The 16475-nt window shown below is 57.6% G+C and carries 12 protein-coding genes; 4 read left to right on the forward strand and 8 right to left on the reverse strand.

Annotated features, from left to right (window positions below):
• The first annotated feature begins 5 nt into the window (after positions 1–5).
• Positions 6–4667, forward strand: coding sequence for a dermonecrotic toxin domain-containing protein (locus KGB21_RS11200; protein ID WP_223505142.1), 4662 nt, complete (start codon positions 6–8; stop codon positions 4665–4667).
• Between the two features lie 180 nt (positions 4668–4847).
• Here the strand turns inward: KGB21_RS11200 and KGB21_RS11205 are convergent, their stop codons facing one another.
• The 6 genes from KGB21_RS11205 to KGB21_RS11230 form a co-directional block, all read right to left on the reverse strand.
• On the reverse strand, positions 4848–6104 hold the full coding sequence (locus tag KGB21_RS11205; protein ID WP_223505143.1) for a hypothetical protein: 1257 nt from the start codon (positions 6102–6104) through the stop codon (positions 4848–4850).
• 12 nt (positions 6105–6116) lie between these two features.
• Positions 6117–6617, reverse strand: coding sequence for a CS1 type fimbrial major subunit (locus tag KGB21_RS11210; protein ID WP_223505144.1), 501 nt, complete (start codon positions 6615–6617; stop codon positions 6117–6119).
• A 63-nt stretch (positions 6618–6680) separates the two neighbouring features.
• On the reverse strand, positions 6681–7424 hold the full coding sequence (locus tag KGB21_RS11215) for a molecular chaperone (protein ID WP_223505145.1): 744 nt from the start codon (positions 7422–7424) through the stop codon (positions 6681–6683).
• A gap of 58 nt (positions 7425–7482) precedes the next feature.
• A complete protein-coding gene (locus KGB21_RS11220) occupies positions 7483–8736 on the reverse strand; it encodes a hypothetical protein (protein WP_223505146.1) in 1254 nt (417 codons plus the stop codon).
• A 43-nt stretch (positions 8737–8779) separates the two neighbouring features.
• On the reverse strand, positions 8780–11302 hold the full coding sequence (locus tag KGB21_RS11225) for a CS1-pili formation C-terminal domain-containing protein (protein WP_223505147.1): 2523 nt from the start codon (positions 11300–11302) through the stop codon (positions 8780–8782).
• Positions 11303–11411: 109 nt separating this feature from the next.
• The gene (locus tag KGB21_RS11230; protein ID WP_223505148.1) at positions 11412–11894 is read right to left on the reverse strand and encodes a CS1 type fimbrial major subunit; all 483 of its coding nucleotides are present in this window, start codon (positions 11892–11894) and stop codon (positions 11412–11414) included.
• Positions 11895–12399: 505 nt separating this feature from the next.
• Here KGB21_RS11230 and KGB21_RS11235 point away from each other — a divergent pair.
• Positions 12400–12975, forward strand: coding sequence for a PadR family transcriptional regulator (locus tag KGB21_RS11235; RefSeq protein ID WP_034150790.1), 576 nt, complete (start codon positions 12400–12402; stop codon positions 12973–12975).
• A complete protein-coding gene (locus KGB21_RS11240) occupies positions 12972–13757 on the forward strand; it encodes a siderophore-interacting protein (RefSeq protein ID WP_223505149.1) in 786 nt (261 codons plus the stop codon). Before KGB21_RS11235 ends, KGB21_RS11240 begins: the two co-directional genes overlap by 4 nt.
• 36 nt (positions 13758–13793) lie before the next feature.
• Here KGB21_RS11240 and KGB21_RS11245 read toward each other — a convergent pair whose 3' ends face one another.
• Positions 13794–14447: a Pr6Pr family membrane protein gene (locus KGB21_RS11245; protein WP_223505150.1), complete on the reverse strand. Its 654-nt coding sequence runs from the start codon at positions 14445–14447 to the stop codon at positions 13794–13796.
• A gap of 2 nt (positions 14448–14449) precedes the next feature.
• The gene (locus KGB21_RS11250; RefSeq protein ID WP_034150793.1) at positions 14450–14680 is read right to left on the reverse strand and encodes a VF530 family DNA-binding protein; all 231 of its coding nucleotides are present in this window, start codon (positions 14678–14680) and stop codon (positions 14450–14452) included.
• Between the two features lie 344 nt (positions 14681–15024).
• Here KGB21_RS11250 and KGB21_RS11255 point away from each other — a divergent pair, with 344 nt between their 5' ends.
• Entirely contained in the window at positions 15025–16407 is a 1383-nt protein-coding gene (locus KGB21_RS11255) for a carbohydrate porin (protein WP_317846722.1), read from the forward strand.
• Positions 16408–16475 lie beyond the last annotated feature (68 nt).

Here is a 16475-nt window from a genome sequence, read left to right on the forward strand (position 1 = left end):
GAACCATGCCCAATCCTCCCCTGACGCTTCATCGGCCAGAGCAGTCTGCCGATAAAAGTGTTCATTATGAGTTGGTCAAAAAGGCCATCCCTTCCTGGCTGCTGACCGCCTCGCCGTCACGGGTCAAAGCGTTGAAAAGCGTCCCGCTGACGTTGCCCGACTGGCACCGCAGCGCTCCAGCGACCACCCACCAACAACTGAAAAAACAGATGCAACTGGCCTGGACCGCGCAGAACGACGTCGATAAGGCGTTGAGCGAATTGCAGGATGTCTACACCTTCGCCAAGCCCTTGCTGCAAAAGGCGCTGAAAGACCAGTACGGTGTCGACGATGACGTCGAAGACACCTGGTTGCGGCTGTACATGCCCGTCAAAACCTCGTGGTGGGTGCATGATTTCGCCAAGGGGACGCAGAGCCGAACGGTTTCCTTGCTCGATGCCGCGTTGCATAACTTTTCACATGACGAAGCATTCACGGCTGACTCCGGGTTCATCACCCGCCCCGATTTCCGCGGGCACTTCGACGTGAAACATCTCAAGCACAAAATCAGCATCAATCAGTTCAAGTCGTTGTGCCGTGAACTGGACATCGGGGCTCGCTATCAGCAGCACCTGAAAAAGTTTTTGCTTTCGCAAAATCCCGTGGCCAGTAATTACCTGCGCATCAAGGTTGTTGAAAGCCAGAAGCAGGCACTACGTGTTTCAGCGCATATGGCCCTGCAAAAAAAAGACATCGACCAGCATGCTTTCGATGCCGTTCAGGGGATGCTCGAAGATCGCGTCCAAGTACGCTGGAACGGTCAGGTCGTCAGCTATTACAACCTGGCAATGATGGACACGCCCCTGACGGGCATTGTCCTGATCAGCGCAGACTTCACCACCGCCACTCGCCCCCTCCCGGTGATTGCCTACGTTCCCCATGACCCGGAGCACCCACTCAAGCAGTACCCGTCGTCACTGGAGCTCATGGCCGAGCTGACTCGCCAACTGCGCGACAACCAACCCGACGCTTCGTATCAACGGTTCTTCAGCCAATTCGTGCCCCATCAACAACGAGGCTATTTTTTTGCGCGGCTCAATGACCGTCTTACCCAGGTGAAATGGCAACCGGTACCACCGGGCACAGACTTGCCGAGCTGGCGCGAAACACCTGTGGATAACCCCAACCTGCAATTCCGTATATCGAGGATTCAGGACGACCGTGAGACCCGCTTTACCGGTGACCTGTGGCTCTACCTCTACCAGCAAAAACTCAACAAGATTCTCAACGACGCCCGGGAAATAGCCATTTCCACCGAATACGCCGACCGCATGGCCCGTTGGGCCTGGTGGGACAACCTGGAAAAAATGCTCTCGGACATCTTCAATATTGCCTTGCTGGTGGCGATTCCGTTCGTGCCCGAACTGGGTGTGTTGATGCTGGCGTTTACCGCGTATCAAGTGACCGACGAGGTGGTCGAGGGGATTGTCGACCTTGCCGAAGGCCATTTGCTCGAAGCGGGCGCACAGGCGATCGGCGTGCTGGAAAGTATCGTGCAGTTGGGCATTTTCGCGGCGGGAGCTTCGCTGGGCAGCGCCGCAGTAGCGAAGCTGTCGCCATTTTTCGAAGGCTTGATACCGGTGCAATTGGCCGATGGCCGAACACATTTGTGGAACCCCGACCTGACGCCGTACCAACAGCCGGGCCTTACCCTGCCAGCCGACGCCAGGCCCAACGAACTCGGTATTTACCAGCATCAGGGCCAACCCATTCTGCGACTGGAAAACCAGCATTTCAAAGTGACAGAAGACGCCGCCACCGGGCAGTACCGCATCCAGCATCCACAGCGTGCCGATGCCTATGCGCCGAGCCTGCGACACAACGGCCAGGGCGCCTGGGTCAGCGAAACGGAAAACCCGCGGGAGTGGGAAGGCTCGACATTGATGAGGCGCATCGGCCACACCACCGATGGTTTCAGCGACCGACAGCTCGAACAGGTTCGTCAGATCAGTGGCACCCAAGACGCCGAATTGCGCCGGGTGCATGTCGAGAATACCCCTCCTCCGGTGCTGCTGACCGACACCCTGCAACGTCTCGGCACAGCGGAAATCACCCCGGTCGCGCTGTCCCCGGAAATCACCTTACTGTTCAGCGATTTCCCTGAACTCCCTGCCCGAGTTATGGAAAACATCATGGCTGGCGCAACACCCTCGGAGCATCAATATATTTCGCGAAAACTTCGACTCCCCTTACGTCTCAAAACCCAGGCGCGAGAGCTTCAGTTCGAGGTGCAATCAGTCCGTGCGGCCCAAGGTCTGTACAACGATGCCTTGAGCAACATCGACACCGAGCGCCTGACCTTGGGCGCATTGCGTATCAACACCGACACCTTCGGCAACCTGCGCCTGGAAATCCGTCAGGGTGCATTCGATGGCGAACTGCGTTGCAGCGCCGGACCCGAAGATGCGACGCAGGTGCGGGTATTGATTCGGGACGATACAGGGAAATATGAGGTGCGTGATGGTATGGATCAGCCGATTCATGAGCCGGATGGTTTTTTCGAAGCCCTGATCCATGCCACGCAAAGGAACGGACGAAATGCGTTGGGCTACAGGCCGGGGAATGGCGAGTGGTTCAGGCAATGGGTGATTGCCAAGTCAGCTCCACCCAGTGAGCGTCGAACAGTGCTTGCCACGCCACCTGTTCGCGCGGTTGCCGAGCATGAAACGATGTTACTGGTTCGTGGAGGCGGACTCAGCAAGGAAGGAAAAACACTGCACGAGCGCATTCAGGATCTTCATCCTCACTTCAGCGAGGCCGAGGTTGACACGCTCGCGAATGCCCTGATCGAACAGGGCGAACCAATGAAGCTTCTGGAGGAACAAGAAAACGATCTCGAACAACTGCGCAAGCTCGTCGAACTCTGGGAAATCCAGTCCGCCGGGTTGGATGCCGATAATCCGCTTCCTTTGCGCGGTGTCCGGCTACACGTTGCCCAGCGCTTGCTCGACTGTTTTGAGCGAAAAAACACTAAGCTCGGTAGCCGTACCGATTTGCACGGCTATGCGCTCGACCTGTCAGAGGATCTGCTGCCACTGGACCTGGAATCCGGGTGGCCGGAACGACCGCAGCTAAAAAGGTTTCTGGACAAGGTCACGATCCTGAAACTCGACAACATGCGTTTTTCGGGCAGGGCGAACGGCTTGTTGAAAGATTTCCCCAATCTTCGCGAACTGAGCGCCAGAAAATGCGCGCTGACGACCTTGCCGGAAAGGATTGGCGCCATGCACCGGCTGGAACGCCTGCGTTTGAGCGACAACGAGATCGTGTTGGACGCCCCTGCTGTCGAACGACTGAAGCACTTAACCTATCTGGAAATCCTGCGCCTCGATGAAAATCCGTTGGGCCGCGTCGTAGACATCTCACGCATGCCACGCCTGAAAGTGGTGGGACTACGGGCCACCGTGATCACCACCTGGCCCGAAGGCGTTCTGAGTAAACCCAGGCCCCGAGGTTTTCTGCTGGACCTTCGGGACAATCCGATCAGTCTGATTCCGGAAGTGGTCCCAGGCTCACTGCAGGCCTGGACGGTGGCGCGCTCCCGGGTGGATGTTGGCAAACTGTCGGAACTGAACCAAGTGCGCTACCAGGAAATTCGTCGTTCGATGGCCCTGCCCCCGGAGCCCATCGTTCCTTTCAATAGCCAGACAGACTTGGTGATCAGTTCGAACTACAGCGTTGACCACTGGAACAACGTGCCTGGCTGGGGTATCGAGAGGGCCAACATTTGGTCAGACCTGATCGATGAACCCCAGGCCCAGCGGTTCATGGCCGTATTGCTCGGCACCAAAGACTCAGCCGACGGCCGAGCCGGCGGCCAGGCTCGTGACCAACTGTTGCAACGCGTCTGGCGCATGCTCGACGCCGTGCATGTCGATACCCGCCTGCGGGAGAAACTGTTCACCCTGGCGGCCGCCCCGGTGGATTGTGCCGACGCCGGCGCGCAGTTGTTCAACCACATGGGCATCAACGTGCTCGCCTCCGAGGCCTACTCGTACTCCATCGACGGGGCAGAACTTGAACAGAAACTGGTGACCCTGGCCAAAGGTTCGGCGCGACTGGAGCAAGTGAACGACATCGCACGGGCCGACGTCGCCAGTCGTGGCGGCAACCCTGACGAGGTCGAAGTCTATCTGGCTTATCAGACCGGATTGGCTAAGCGCCTCGGCCTGCCCTGGCAATCGGAAGGCATGCTCTACCGGCAGGTTTCCGGCGTCACTGACAGCATGATCGATCAAGCCTATGACACGGTGCTGGCCCTGGGCGAAGGCGATGGTCTGGTGAACAGAATGCTCGAGCAGGACTTTTGGGAAACCTACCTGAATGAACGCTATCCGGTGCGCATGGAAACCAACAAGCGCCGCTATCAGAACCTGTTCGATCAGTTGGAGACCTTGCGCGACACGCAGCGCGAATGGGTCGCGTCGACGTCGGCTGATCAACGAGCGGAACTGCGCAGCCGGCTCGACGAACTCCAGAAGGATCTGTCAGTGTCGCAGACGCTGGTCTTCAGCGATGCCCCGATCAGCGACGCTGACTATGACCTGTTGTTGGCCGATCTGGGTGACGCCGAAAAAGAATTGTCGAGGCAATTGACCCGGGATGCCCTGAGGCGCGCGGGGCAATAGCACGGGAAACCTCACGAGCTAAGTAAGGACAACCCCACACCCTTTGGGAGCGAGCCTGCTCGCGATGGCGGCACGCCAGGCGGCATTAATGTTGGATGTGCCGCCCTCATCGCGAGCAGGCTCGCTCCCACAGTTTTTTGTGGTGACGACGGCATTGCGAGTACTCCGAATCCCCTGCCCTCACACCTCGGAATCCCAGATCACCGTGATATTCCCGCGATAGCTGGCCGCCACACCGGCCTGCACGATCTCGCTCACGAAATACGGCGACATCTCAAAGTGCAGGATGCCAGGGGCTCGATCCACGTAAAAACCGGGTTGGAACACCTGGCGATCCGGCGACAGGCCGATACGCAATGGCCGCCGGCTGACAGGTTGTCCGGCGAGATCCGTCAAGCCGTTGGGCAGACTGACGCTCACCTGCACGACGGCAACTTTTTGAGAAACCGGGTCGCGAATGGCACAGTTGAACAACTCCGTGAACTCACATTCCAGACTCATTTTGAAACGAGACGATGCCGAGATATTAAAGGTCTGCTCACGGAACAATCGCGTCGGCTTACGCCCGGTGTGCAGCCAACTCTGCCAGCCGCCTGGCGGTATCAGGTGGACTTTGTTGCCACCGGGCGGGATCTCGACTTTCAACTCATGCTCAACATCAAGCTGGAAGTCCAGGACGATCACGTCGTCATTGGCCACCATGACATCGCCCAGGTCAAAGTCCTGGCCAGGCCCCACACGAAACACATGTTGCCCGGTGTATTGCCCCGTGACCATTTGCAGGGGGTTGGGGGTCCTCAGCTCGTAGGTGATGTCAAAGGTTTCATACTTGAACGGCTGGGGAATATCGAACATAGCCCGCTTCGCACAGGTACCGGCGCCGATCGGATGCCGCCAGAAACTGTTGAAGCCGATGTCATTCCCGGCGCCCCTCAGACCGATGCACGGCGTACCTGCATAGGCCCAGATACCACCTTCCCAAAGAAAATCATGCCCGGCCCCGTCGGTTAACTCCGGCGCCGGTTTTGGCAACTTGTACGATACCCCCATGCCCGCTACTCGAAACATGACTTCCTGTGACGGGGCCGTGGGATGGGTAACCGTGATGGATTGCCATTGCGACGGGATGTTGAACATCGCCCCCATGCGCGGGTTGTTATGACCGCCCTGAATCGTCGCATTTGAAAAGGATTGAATGGGCAGACGCAAACTGAACAAATTTTCGGCCCGGCATTGCGGCGGGTTGTCCAGGCAAAAGCCGCTAATCGGCGTTCTGTTCTCAAACTCATTGAATTGCGGGTTGGCCGGGTTGGGCTTGAACACCGCCATGATCTGCTGGTTGAACGCTTCGGCAGAACGTGGCAGTAGTGCCGACAGCGTAAACAGAATGGCGAACACGCTCTTCGACGCCGTGAATATTCCTGAAAGATTGATCACTGACACAAGTCCTCAAATACCTGTTGGCGCCGCGGCATTAAAAATCAGCTGAACGCTTCCGTAGTAGGTGCCCGGCTTGTAGCCGCCGACCGGAATTTTCGGTTGTATTTCCAAAGGAAAACGTCCGCCTGTCATGGCTTGCGACGCCGATACGACTTCGCGCGGCTTCGGGTCGTGGCTCAACTCCTGCCCGTTGAAGCTGACCCGCAAATAGATGTTCTGGTCATCGCGCCCATTGGACAAATAGGGTTCGGCGTCCAGCCGTGCCTCGATTGCACTGGTGTCGTGCTTGACGTCGAAGTTCTTGCGCAGCCCCTCCAGCCTCGAGGTGTTGATGTTCCACGGCAACGTCTGTTCGAGATGAATCCAGTTCGATTCGGCGGGTATCACGTAGAAGTCCAAGGTCGGAATATCCACCGACACCTCGAACGTATGCTCTTCGCGCGCCGCGAAAACCTGGGCACTCGTCAGCGCCATCACGCTCCACAAAGCGATGGTCGATTGCTTGATCATTTCAGCTACCTGTTGCGTAAAAATAAGCCGCGAGCCAGCCCAACCGACTCGCCGCTGGAGGCCTTACTGACTGGCGATGCGCAGTGCTTTTTTGGCTGCGCCCTCCACCAGGTTGAAGCGGTACTCGCGACCGGGTTTCTTCTCGAACTCGAAGGTTTTGCCCGCCAGGATGTGGTGCTTGGTGGTCGGCTCGCATTCGGTTTCGTTCTTCAGCGAGCAGTTACGAAACTCATCGATCACCACCACGGTGTTGCCGTTGTTGCGCAGTTTGTACACACCTGCGCTGTCATCGATCACACTGTCGTAACGACTGTTTTTCGGCCGCACAAAAAACACCGTGCCGAAACCGGTCATCACGTTGACGCCCGCCGACAGGTTCTCTTTGTAAGCGTCTCGCTCTTCACTGGAGACGGCGAACTCGTCTTCTTTTTCCGGCACCACCGGTACGAAACGCACGCGGAAATAACGCTCGGCATCACGCGCTCCCATATGCAGCAAACGCGTGCCTTGCATGCCTTTAGCCGGCACGATCAGGCGCGCGGGGCTGGCCATCAAGCCATCGCGCCCGCTGCCGTCCGCTCGCGTTTCAAGGGGTATTTCGCGGTGGCTGCCATCGGCGTCGTAAACGATCTCCAGAATGTTGACCTTGACGAACGCGGTGCTATCGCCGCTGTTGAACACGCGCTTGAGGTAGGTGCTCTTGTCGCTGTCCAGATAGTCGTAAACCGTTCCGACGTTGATCTGCGGCCCGGCACTGACCGAACTGGAAAACACCACACAACATACCCACATCAAAAAATACTTCATTGCTTCTGACCTCGACCGTTCAAGACATCTTTGCTCAGTGGCATATCAGGTCTGCGCACTAAACTTCTGAATCCCAGATAACAACGACAGTGCCGGAGTAACGTTTGGGCATATTCGGTGCGAACACGATATCAATCGCATCCTTGTGCAATTCAAAATGTAATTTCCCAGACTGTCGATCGACGTACTGGCTTGGCTGAAACACAACGCCATACTCCTCCCCTACTTTTAAGGGTTGCCGACTGACGGGTTTACCACTGCTGTCCATCAACCCCGCAGGCAAACTGACGCTCACATCAATTGGAACGAAAATGTTCTTTCCGTCATTCATATAGCAATAGTTTCCAGGTCCGAACTGACAATCCAAATACATCTTGAAACGCGACGACGCTGAGATATTGAAAGTCTGATCCCGGAACAGGCGCACTGGCTTACGCCCCGCATGCAACCAGCTTTGCCAGCCACCGGCCGGAACCATTTCAACTTTTTCGCCACCCGGCGGGATATCAACCTTGAGCGTGTGTTGCACGTCGAGGTTGAAGTTCAGGGTCAATGCCGAATCGCTGGGTAACATGACATCGCCGAAATCGAAATCGCCATGGGGGCCGACGCTGTAGTTCAACGAGCCGGTGTAGTGCCCCGAAGACATGCCCAAGGGGTTGGGGGTCTCCAGTTCGTAGGCGAAGTCGAGGTGTTCAAGTCGCATCCAGGGCACATTAAATTTGGCCTGCTTGGCGCACACGGCTTCTGTCGGGGTTTTCCAGAAAAAGCCGTAGGTGGTGGTGGTGAACCAGCCCACACCGCTGTAGAGACAGGGCGAAGGGCTATTCACCCAACTCGACCCCCACAAAACACTATGCGCAGCCCGGTAATCATCCGCCCCGCCCACCAACTCCACCACATCGTCAGTCCTGTATCTCGAACCGATGCCAGCGATGCGCACCCTGACTCTTTCAGGCTCACGGGTCGTTTCGTGATACACGGTCAGCTCGCGCCATCGAGCCGGCGCCTTCAACATCGCCCCCTGACGCTGGGAAGCATGGTTGGCCAGAATCGGTGTACGGGAATCGAACTGAATCGGCACTTGCAGACTGAACATCTGGTTATCTGCGCATTGCTCCGGGTGTTGGGCGCAATAACCACTGGGCGGCGTGGTGTTCTTGAATTTGTTGAGATGCGGATAGGCTGAGTCCGGCTTGAATACGGCAGTGATCGACACGTTTTCAGCGTTGACCGGTAACGCCACTGTGCAGGTGATCAGAGCGCCTGCCAGCCTTGTACAGCGTGAAACCAAAGAACGTAAAACGTTCATGAATGCTTAACCTCCGATGGCCTGATTCGACTACGGGCCGCGATCATCCCGCCGCCTCAGCCTTGTAAGTGGCGTCCGCCAGCGTGTCCGGCGAACACCGCAAGTCACCGATCATCAACACGTTGTTTTCACTACGGTGCCGGTCGACATCGAGGCGGAACTGGCACAACAACTGATCGGCATAACGCACCTCCAGAGTTGGCGAACCGGCGTTCATTTCCATCGAGAAGAAACCATCGACTTCGCTGACCCCACGGCTGGCGTGATTGATCACGTGGTGGCCCTTGAGCGGCCGTCCTTGCGGATCAACTAAACGGCCGAGCACGGTCAGGGTTTTCATCACCCGCACCTTGCGGTACTCCACGCCGCCCTTGTTCAGGTGGTAGCGGGTGCGCGCCGGTTCGATGGTCGCTGCCGGTACGTGGTTGCCTTCGAAGTCGAAGCTCACCGAACTGTTCTTGTATGCCGTGAGTGGAATGAAATTGCGCCCCGGACGTAGTGCTGCGCTGCCGCCACTGAGGTCGTCGGCGCGCAAGGCGATACCGTCGATGTCGGACTCGACGTCGACAATCATTCCCGCGCCTCGCCCTTGATGCTGGCTGGTCAACGCCATGCGCTGGCCACCGATCACCAGCGTGCTGTCGAGGTTCACGCCACCGGTGAAGTTGTCGTTGAAAGACGAGCGCTGGATGAACCCGTCGCCATTGATAGCGTCAGTACGAAAGTTCGCCAGGCTCGACATGCCCACGCCATACGTATCGGTAAGCGCCGTCACCGAGACGCTCTGCAACACGTGGTCTTGCAAGTCTTTGCGGTAGCCGATTGACGCATTGTTATCACGACCACCATCACGAGCCGTGCGGCTGCCAATGCTGCCGGAAATCTGCTGCCCCGGACTGCCGAGCGCCATGTTGATACTCAGGTCGACCCCGCGGTTACGCGCATCGCCGCTGCTGTAACTACCGGGGCGATCAAACAGTGACAGCCGCCAACTGGCATCGCTGCCAAACAACTCCGTACGTTGTGTCCAGCCCAGGTCGACGCCCACGCCTTCGACATTGCCCTCACTGTGGGACACCCTCGCGTTGAGCGAACTCTTGCGGCTGATCCGATGGTTCAGCGCCAGCGACGAGTTGCTGGTCTGGCCGGTGAACACGTTGCGTTGGCGCACACGGGTGCCGTCGGGCAAGGTCTCGTAAGTATTGGTAGTGTCGAGCCAGCTGCGGTTGTGGCTGATCACCAGACTGCCGGAGCCATAGTTGTAGAGGCCTTGCAGGTCGGCGCCGGTGCCGTGGTCTTCGGTCTGGTACAGGTTGGCGTACAGGCTGGTGCTGTTGCCGAGGGTCCAGTCGATGGAACTGCCGTATTGCAGTTTGTCCTGCAGCTGGCGTGCCGATACGCCGAGAATCAACCGTGGGTGCAGCAGATAGTTGATCGAAGCGCCCGCCGTGGCATCGCCGCTGTCCTGCTGATCCCAGTTGCTCAGCAGTTTGCTTTCTTGTCCGGCGAACAGGTTGTAGCGCCAGCGCTCATCGTGGTTGCGCCAGTTGTTCGGCTTGTAGATCAGCTCTTGCGTAGTCGAGGTGATTTGCCCGTCTTCGATCAACCGCACTTCCACTTCGTAAATGCCGCCGGGCAACGGCCGGGTGTCGAGGGTTTGCAAACCAGCCGGGACTGACTGGGTGTTGATCAGCAGTCCGTCGCGGTAGATTTCCACCGAACCCTGACGGTTGGCCGTGACATAAACCGGGTACACGCTGGGCTTGGGGCTTTCGATCGCCAGGCTGTCGGAACTGCCATACATCACGCCCACGGCGGTGTCAGGGCTGGTGCCGAATGAGCGCGGCTGACGGGTCAGGCCTTCGGAGTTGGGCGTGAAATAGCCCAGACGGAAAAAACTGCCGTCCAGTTCGCGTTGGGTGTAGAGCTCATGAACGGCGTGATAGGTCTTGTCGTCCGGCCCACCCAGACGGGCCAGTTGCATGTTGAAGGTCTGGCTCCAGTTGCCCAGGCTGCCGCTTGCCTCCAGGCCGAAACGACCGCCCAGGTCTTGATCCTGGCCGCCGTTGAGATTGAGTTGGTTACGTACCATCAGGCCGCTGCTGCCGCCTTCGGGCTGATCGTAGAAACGCTTGGCTTCGCTGTCGCGCTCGGCATTTTCGGAGACGATCGACAGCAATGAATTTTCCAGGTTGTAGTGAACCGCCAGCATTTGTTCCGGGCATTGGCCGGTGCAAGTGCCCAGCGCCACGCCGGGTTTGAGGATATCCGCCCACGTCTCGCGTTCGCTGGCGCCGATGCGACTTTCGCTGGTGTCGGTGAATTCGAGCAACGTCACCCGGTCATCCCGGGATAACACGATCATCGCCTCGCCCAGCGGTTGTTGATCGAGCTCGACCCGAACCGCCAATGGAACATCAAAGAAATGCTCCTCGAACTCGGCCGGCAAGCCTTTGGCCTGGGCCAGCAAACTTCGCGGCGTATTATCAGCGGGAGTGGGTGCCGCAAATGCACTGCTGCATAACAGCAGCGCAAGCGCGGCCGCGATGGGCGTCATCGGGAACATGAACAAATACTCTAGTTACGAGAAATCAAAGCTCGGTCGACAAACCGCAAAGTTTGCCGACCGATAACGTTACTCTGAGCAAGTAAGCGCTTTTGCGTCGCAGACTTACTTAAGCGGCAGGTACAGCTTCGATGCTCAAGGTCACTACGCCGGTATAGTCGCCGGCATCGAACTTGGTGCCTTTGGCGCTGATCTTGAACGGTGCGCGATAACGCACATTGGATTCATCTTTACCCACGACTTCCTGGGACGTAGTGGTGAGTTCCTTTCCGTTGAGCTCGACCTTCAGATCGATGGTCTTGTTGCCGGCGATCAGTTTCGGCGCGCTTTCCAGCCGAGCGTGGACCTTGCCGGCGGTATGAAGAACGTCGAAGTGCCCGTCAACGGTGCGCATCAACCCGGTAGACGGGTTGTAGCTCATGTCCTGGTCCTTGTTAACCAGATCCGCATCGACTGGCACCGCATAGAAATCATCGGTCGGAACGTGAGCAATGATATTGATGGAATGCTTGGCTTCGGTTGCAGCAAACGCCATCGAGGAGCTCAGTGCCAGAACAGCCAAAGGTGCAGCGAACGCGATTTTCTTGAACATCTTTCAGTACCTGTTTTTTTAAATGGTCGAAGAGTTGAAAGTTCCTGATGAGTAAAAACAGTCACGAGCAGTTATTTACTCAGCTGAACTTTCAACGCCGAAAGATGATCGACCAATTTATCTGGAAAGTAAGCAGGCAAGTTCCTGCAAGCGCGTAGCCAAAGTGCTATCGCCCCGGAAAGAAAAAACGTGAAAAAAGATCAAAATCAATGTTTGACTGTAAGAGACAGACTACAAACCGCACGCTATAAGCAATGAGAAGCAGATACTAACGAAGTGACTTCTGTAAGACCAATACTACATATTCAGCAATCAATGGACGAAACCACAACATTAGAGAGTTAACACTAATTTCACACTTTTAACCCGCATTAAAAATCACTTTTTTTTCGATCTGACGTGTTTTTTTGGGGGGGCGCCTGGGGACGTCCGCTGGTCGGGTGGTCTTGCCTTCACCATAAGATATATCTTAAGTTGTATCTAAACACGACAGAGAGAAGGAAAAATGAGAGACCATCATTCCCCCCACCGCGAACACAGCGACGGTCGCGACGGCTTCGAGAAACGCCCCGGCCGCGAACGCGGTGGTCGCGGTCCACGGGTATTCGCCCCCGGCGACCTGAAACTGCTGTTGCTGGCGTTGATTGCCGAACAGCCCTGCCACGGCTATGACTTGATCCGCCAGATCGAAGGCATGTTCGACGGCGCCTACAGCCCGAGCCCCGGTGTGATCTACCCGACCCTGACCTTTCTCGAAGAAAGCGAAATGATCCAGGGCGACGCCGAAGGCGGGAAAAAGCGCTACAGCGTGACCGACGCCGGGCGCCAGTCGCTGACCGAGCAAGCCGTCGCCCTTGAAGGCGTGCGGGTGCGCATCGATGTGAGCAAACGCTCACTGCGTGGCCATGATCGGCCGCCGGAAATTCACGAAGCGGTGCATAACCTGCGTCATGCCCTGCAACTGCACCACGGCCGCTGGAGCGCCGAAGAAATCCAGCGCGTCGCCGCCCTGCTCAACGACACCGCCAAAGCCATCGTCGACGGCCCCGCCGTTCAAGCTGCCCAGGAGAAAGCCGAATGACTGAAGTGATCACGCAATCCATTCACCGTGTCATGCACGAAATCAAACGCCGTCGTCTGCAAGTGTTGCGGGTCGTCGACCTGACCCCGCGCATGCGCCGAATTACCTTGGGCGGGCCAGAGCTGGCAGGTTTCGTCAGCCTCGGCACCGACGACCACGTCAAGCTGATGTTCCCGCAGAACGCGGCGGAACAAGCGGCGATGGAAACCATGAAGCTCGGCGCCGGCAAGGACGACGGCCCGAAGCCGGCTATGCGCGATTACACGCCACGCCGCTACGACCTCGATGCTCTGGAGCTGGACATCGATTTCGTGTTGCACGGCGACGGCCCTGCCTCGACCTGGGCGGAACAGGCCAAGCCAGGACAGTTCCTGCACATCGGTGGGCCACGGGGCTCGATGATCGTGCCGGACATGTTCGACAGCTACCTGCTGATCGGCGACGAAACCGCCCTGCCCGCTATCGCCCGGCGACTCGAAGGCCTGGCGGCCAATCGCCGTGCATTGGTGATTATCGAAGTGGAGAACGGCAAGGAGCAGCAGGTGCTGGAGAGCGCGGCCGAGGTCAATGTGATCTGGGTGCTGCGCGAGGGTGGCAAGGATCATTTGCTGAACACTGTGAAGCAGGTGCAAGTGCCTGCCGGCAATCTGTATGCCTGGGTCGCGACCGAGAGCAAAGTGTCGCGGCAGATTCGCCGGGTGTTGCTCGATGAGCATGGGCTGGATGAGCAGTTCGTCAAAGCTGTGGGCTACTGGCGGCTGGACGACACCGACGAGGAGTAACCACCGCACCTGTGGCGAGGGAGCGCTCATCAACGTTCAGATTCGGGCACGCCACCGATCCAACCCGATCAACACCAATGAAATCAGTACAAACCCCGCCAACAATCCCCCGGCATTGATAAACACCTGTGGATAACCCAGCTTATCCACATCAATGAATGGATACGGATACGCCGCCAGCAAATGTCCGCGCAGCAGCGAATAGGCGAAGTACACCAGCGGATAAATCACCCACAACCCGATGTGCCGCCATCGTAAAGTACCCTTCGGCACGCAGCACCACCAATAGCCCAGAAACAGCAGCGGCATGACGTCATGCAGCAGCTCATCGGCCAGCCATTGCCAGCCTTCGGGATGCCACAAATGGCGCAACAACAGGTTGTAGGCCAGGCCGACTATCGCAATGCTCACGGCAATGCCGCTGCTGACCCACGGTTGCAAAAACCAGCGTCGCGTCGCCGACTCGCGGGACGTCAGTTCACAGGTCAGCACCGTCGCCACGAGGGTATTGCTCAGCACCGTGAAGTAGCTGAAGAAGCTCACCAGCCCCCCGATCAGACTGGCTTCCAGCGTCCAGCGCGAATAGAAAATCAAGTACAGCTGAATGCTCAATCCGGCCCAGCCGAGAACAGCCGCCACGGCAACAAAACGACGCCGCGTAGCAGCTGCTGACGTCGATGGATTGAACATGTTCAGAGCGGTCGCTTGGTACGCATCAGCTTCACATACAAGCGCTCTACCTTCTCCCGCGCCCAAGGCGTTTTACGCAAAAACGTCAGGCTCGACTTGATGCTCGGATCACTCTTGAAGCAACGGATATCGATGCGCTCGGCCAGCCCCGACCATTCGTAGTGTTCAACGAGGGCGTTGAGGATTTGCTCCAGCGTTACGCCGTGCAGCGGGTCAGTGTTCTGTTCGGTCATGCCGGGCCTTTGAACGAAGAGGGTTGGGAAGCCGCGCACCTTAGCCGAGGGCTTCGTTGGGGGGAAGCGATCTGTGTGCTCTCGATTAAATGTAGGTGAAACAGAAAAGATCGCAGCCTTCGGCAGCTCCTGCAGGAATGCGCATTTCAATGTAGGCGCTGCCGAAGGCTGCGATCTTTTGTCACTGTTACAGAAACTGAAAGGATGCATGTCAGGAAAAGTCCTTTCTCTATTTGTAACAGAACATTATCCTTGAGCCCGATTCAGCTGAAACGCTTCTGCCAACCCGGTTCACGCCTGCTGCTCACGTTCATCCCCCAGAAAAAGATCAAGAATTTCCTTCTATGCCTGATTTACCATTCTTGCAAGACAGCGCTGTCTCTATGTCGATCGCCTGCCGAAAAGCCCTGAAAGTCCTTGGCGGTTGTGCCGCGTTGAGCCTTGCCACCTGCGCCCACGCCGCCCCGGCCTTCGACAGCGACTCCCCATGGATGCTCGGCGACTGGAACGGTACTCGCACAGAACTTGCGGAAAAAGGCTACGACTTCAAAGTCGATTACACCGGCGAAATGGGCAGCAATCTTCACGGTGGTTACGATCACGACCGTACAGCACGCTACAGCGATCAGTTTGCCCTCGGCACCCATCTGGACTTGCAGAAGATCCTCGGCTGGAACGACGCGGAATTTCAGCTGACCATCACCGAACGCAGCGGCAACAACATCAGCAACGACCGCATCAATGACCCGCGTGTCGGCGGCTTCACTTCGGCCCAGGAAGTCTGGGGCCGTGGCCAGACCTGGCGCCTGACGCAGATGTGGTATCAGCAGAAATTCTTCGATCAGAAACTCGATATCAAGGTCGGCCGCTTCGGCGAAGGCGAGGACTTCAACAGCTTCCCTTGCGACTTCCAGAACCTGGCGTTCTGCGGTTCTCAGGTCGGCAACTGGGTCGGTGGCATCTGGTACAACTGGCCGGTCAGCCAGTGGGCGATGCGGGTCAAGTATCACCTGACGCCAGAGCTGTACGCGCAGGTCGGCGTGTATGAACAGAACCCGTCGAACCTTGATCGCGACAACGGCTTCAAGCTCAGCGGCAGCGGTACGCAAGGTGCGATTTTGCCGGTGGAACTGGTGTGGACGCCCAAGCTCAATGGCCTGCCGGGCGAGTACCGTGCCGGTTACTACTACAGCAACGCCAACGCCACCGATGCCTACAAGGACAGCAACGGCCAACCCGCTGCCCTGAGTGGCGAGGCCTATCGCAGTGCGTCGAGCAAACACGGTGTGTGGCTGGGGATTCAGCAGCAGATCACCAGCGTCGCCAGCGATAACAGCCGCGGTTTGAGCGTGTTCGCCAACGGCACGATGCACGACAAGAAGACCAACGCCATCGACAACTACGTCCAGGCCGGTGTCGTCTACAAAGGCCTGTTCGACGCCCGCGCCAAAGACGATATCGGCTTCGCCATGGCCCGCGTGCACGTCAACCCGGCCTATCGCAAAAACGCCGAGGCGACCAATCAGGCCCACGCGGTTTTCGACTACGACGACCCGGCCTTCCTGCCGCCGCAAGACACCGAATACAGCGCCGAACTCTATTACGGCGTGCACGTGACCAACTGGCTGACCGTGCGCCCGAACCTGCAATACATCCGCCACCCCGGTGGCGTGAACGAGGTCGATGACGCGCTGATTGGCGGGATCAAGATCCAGTCATCGTTCTAAACGACACCATAAAACCCTGTGGGAGCTGGCTTGCCAGCGATGGCGTCCGAGAGATCGCCATCGCTGGC

The organism is Pseudomonas sp. GL-RE-29, assembly GCF_019947275.1.
GTDB lineage: Bacteria > Pseudomonadota > Gammaproteobacteria > Pseudomonadales > Pseudomonadaceae > Aquipseudomonas > Aquipseudomonas fluorescens_A.

Coding starts and splice junctions, on each gene's coding strand:
- KGB21_RS11235 (WP_034150790.1), top strand. CDS start 12,400: ATGAGAGACCATCATTCCCCCCACCGCGAACACAGCGACGGTCGCGAC.
- KGB21_RS11215 (WP_223505145.1), bottom strand. CDS start 7,424: ATGAAGTATTTTTTGATGTGGGTATGTTGTGTGGTGTTTTCCAGTTCG.
- KGB21_RS11220 (WP_223505146.1), bottom strand. CDS start 8,736: ATGAACGTTTTACGTTCTTTGGTTTCACGCTGTACAAGGCTGGCAGGC.
- KGB21_RS11200 (WP_223505142.1), top strand. CDS start 6: ATGCCCAATCCTCCCCTGACGCTTCATCGGCCAGAGCAGTCTGCCGAT.
- KGB21_RS11245 (WP_223505150.1), bottom strand. CDS start 14,447: ATGTTCAATCCATCGACGTCAGCAGCTGCTACGCGGCGTCGTTTTGTT.
- KGB21_RS11255 (WP_317846722.1), top strand. CDS start 15,025: ATGCCTGATTTACCATTCTTGCAAGACAGCGCTGTCTCTATGTCGATC.
- KGB21_RS11250 (WP_034150793.1), bottom strand. CDS start 14,680: ATGACCGAACAGAACACTGACCCGCTGCACGGCGTAACGCTGGAGCAA.
- KGB21_RS11210 (WP_223505144.1), bottom strand. CDS start 6,617: ATGATCAAGCAATCGACCATCGCTTTGTGGAGCGTGATGGCGCTGACG.
- KGB21_RS11230 (WP_223505148.1), bottom strand. CDS start 11,894: ATGTTCAAGAAAATCGCGTTCGCTGCACCTTTGGCTGTTCTGGCACTG.
- KGB21_RS11225 (WP_223505147.1), bottom strand. CDS start 11,302: ATGTTCCCGATGACGCCCATCGCGGCCGCGCTTGCGCTGCTGTTATGC.
- KGB21_RS11240 (WP_223505149.1), top strand. CDS start 12,972: ATGACTGAAGTGATCACGCAATCCATTCACCGTGTCATGCACGAAATC.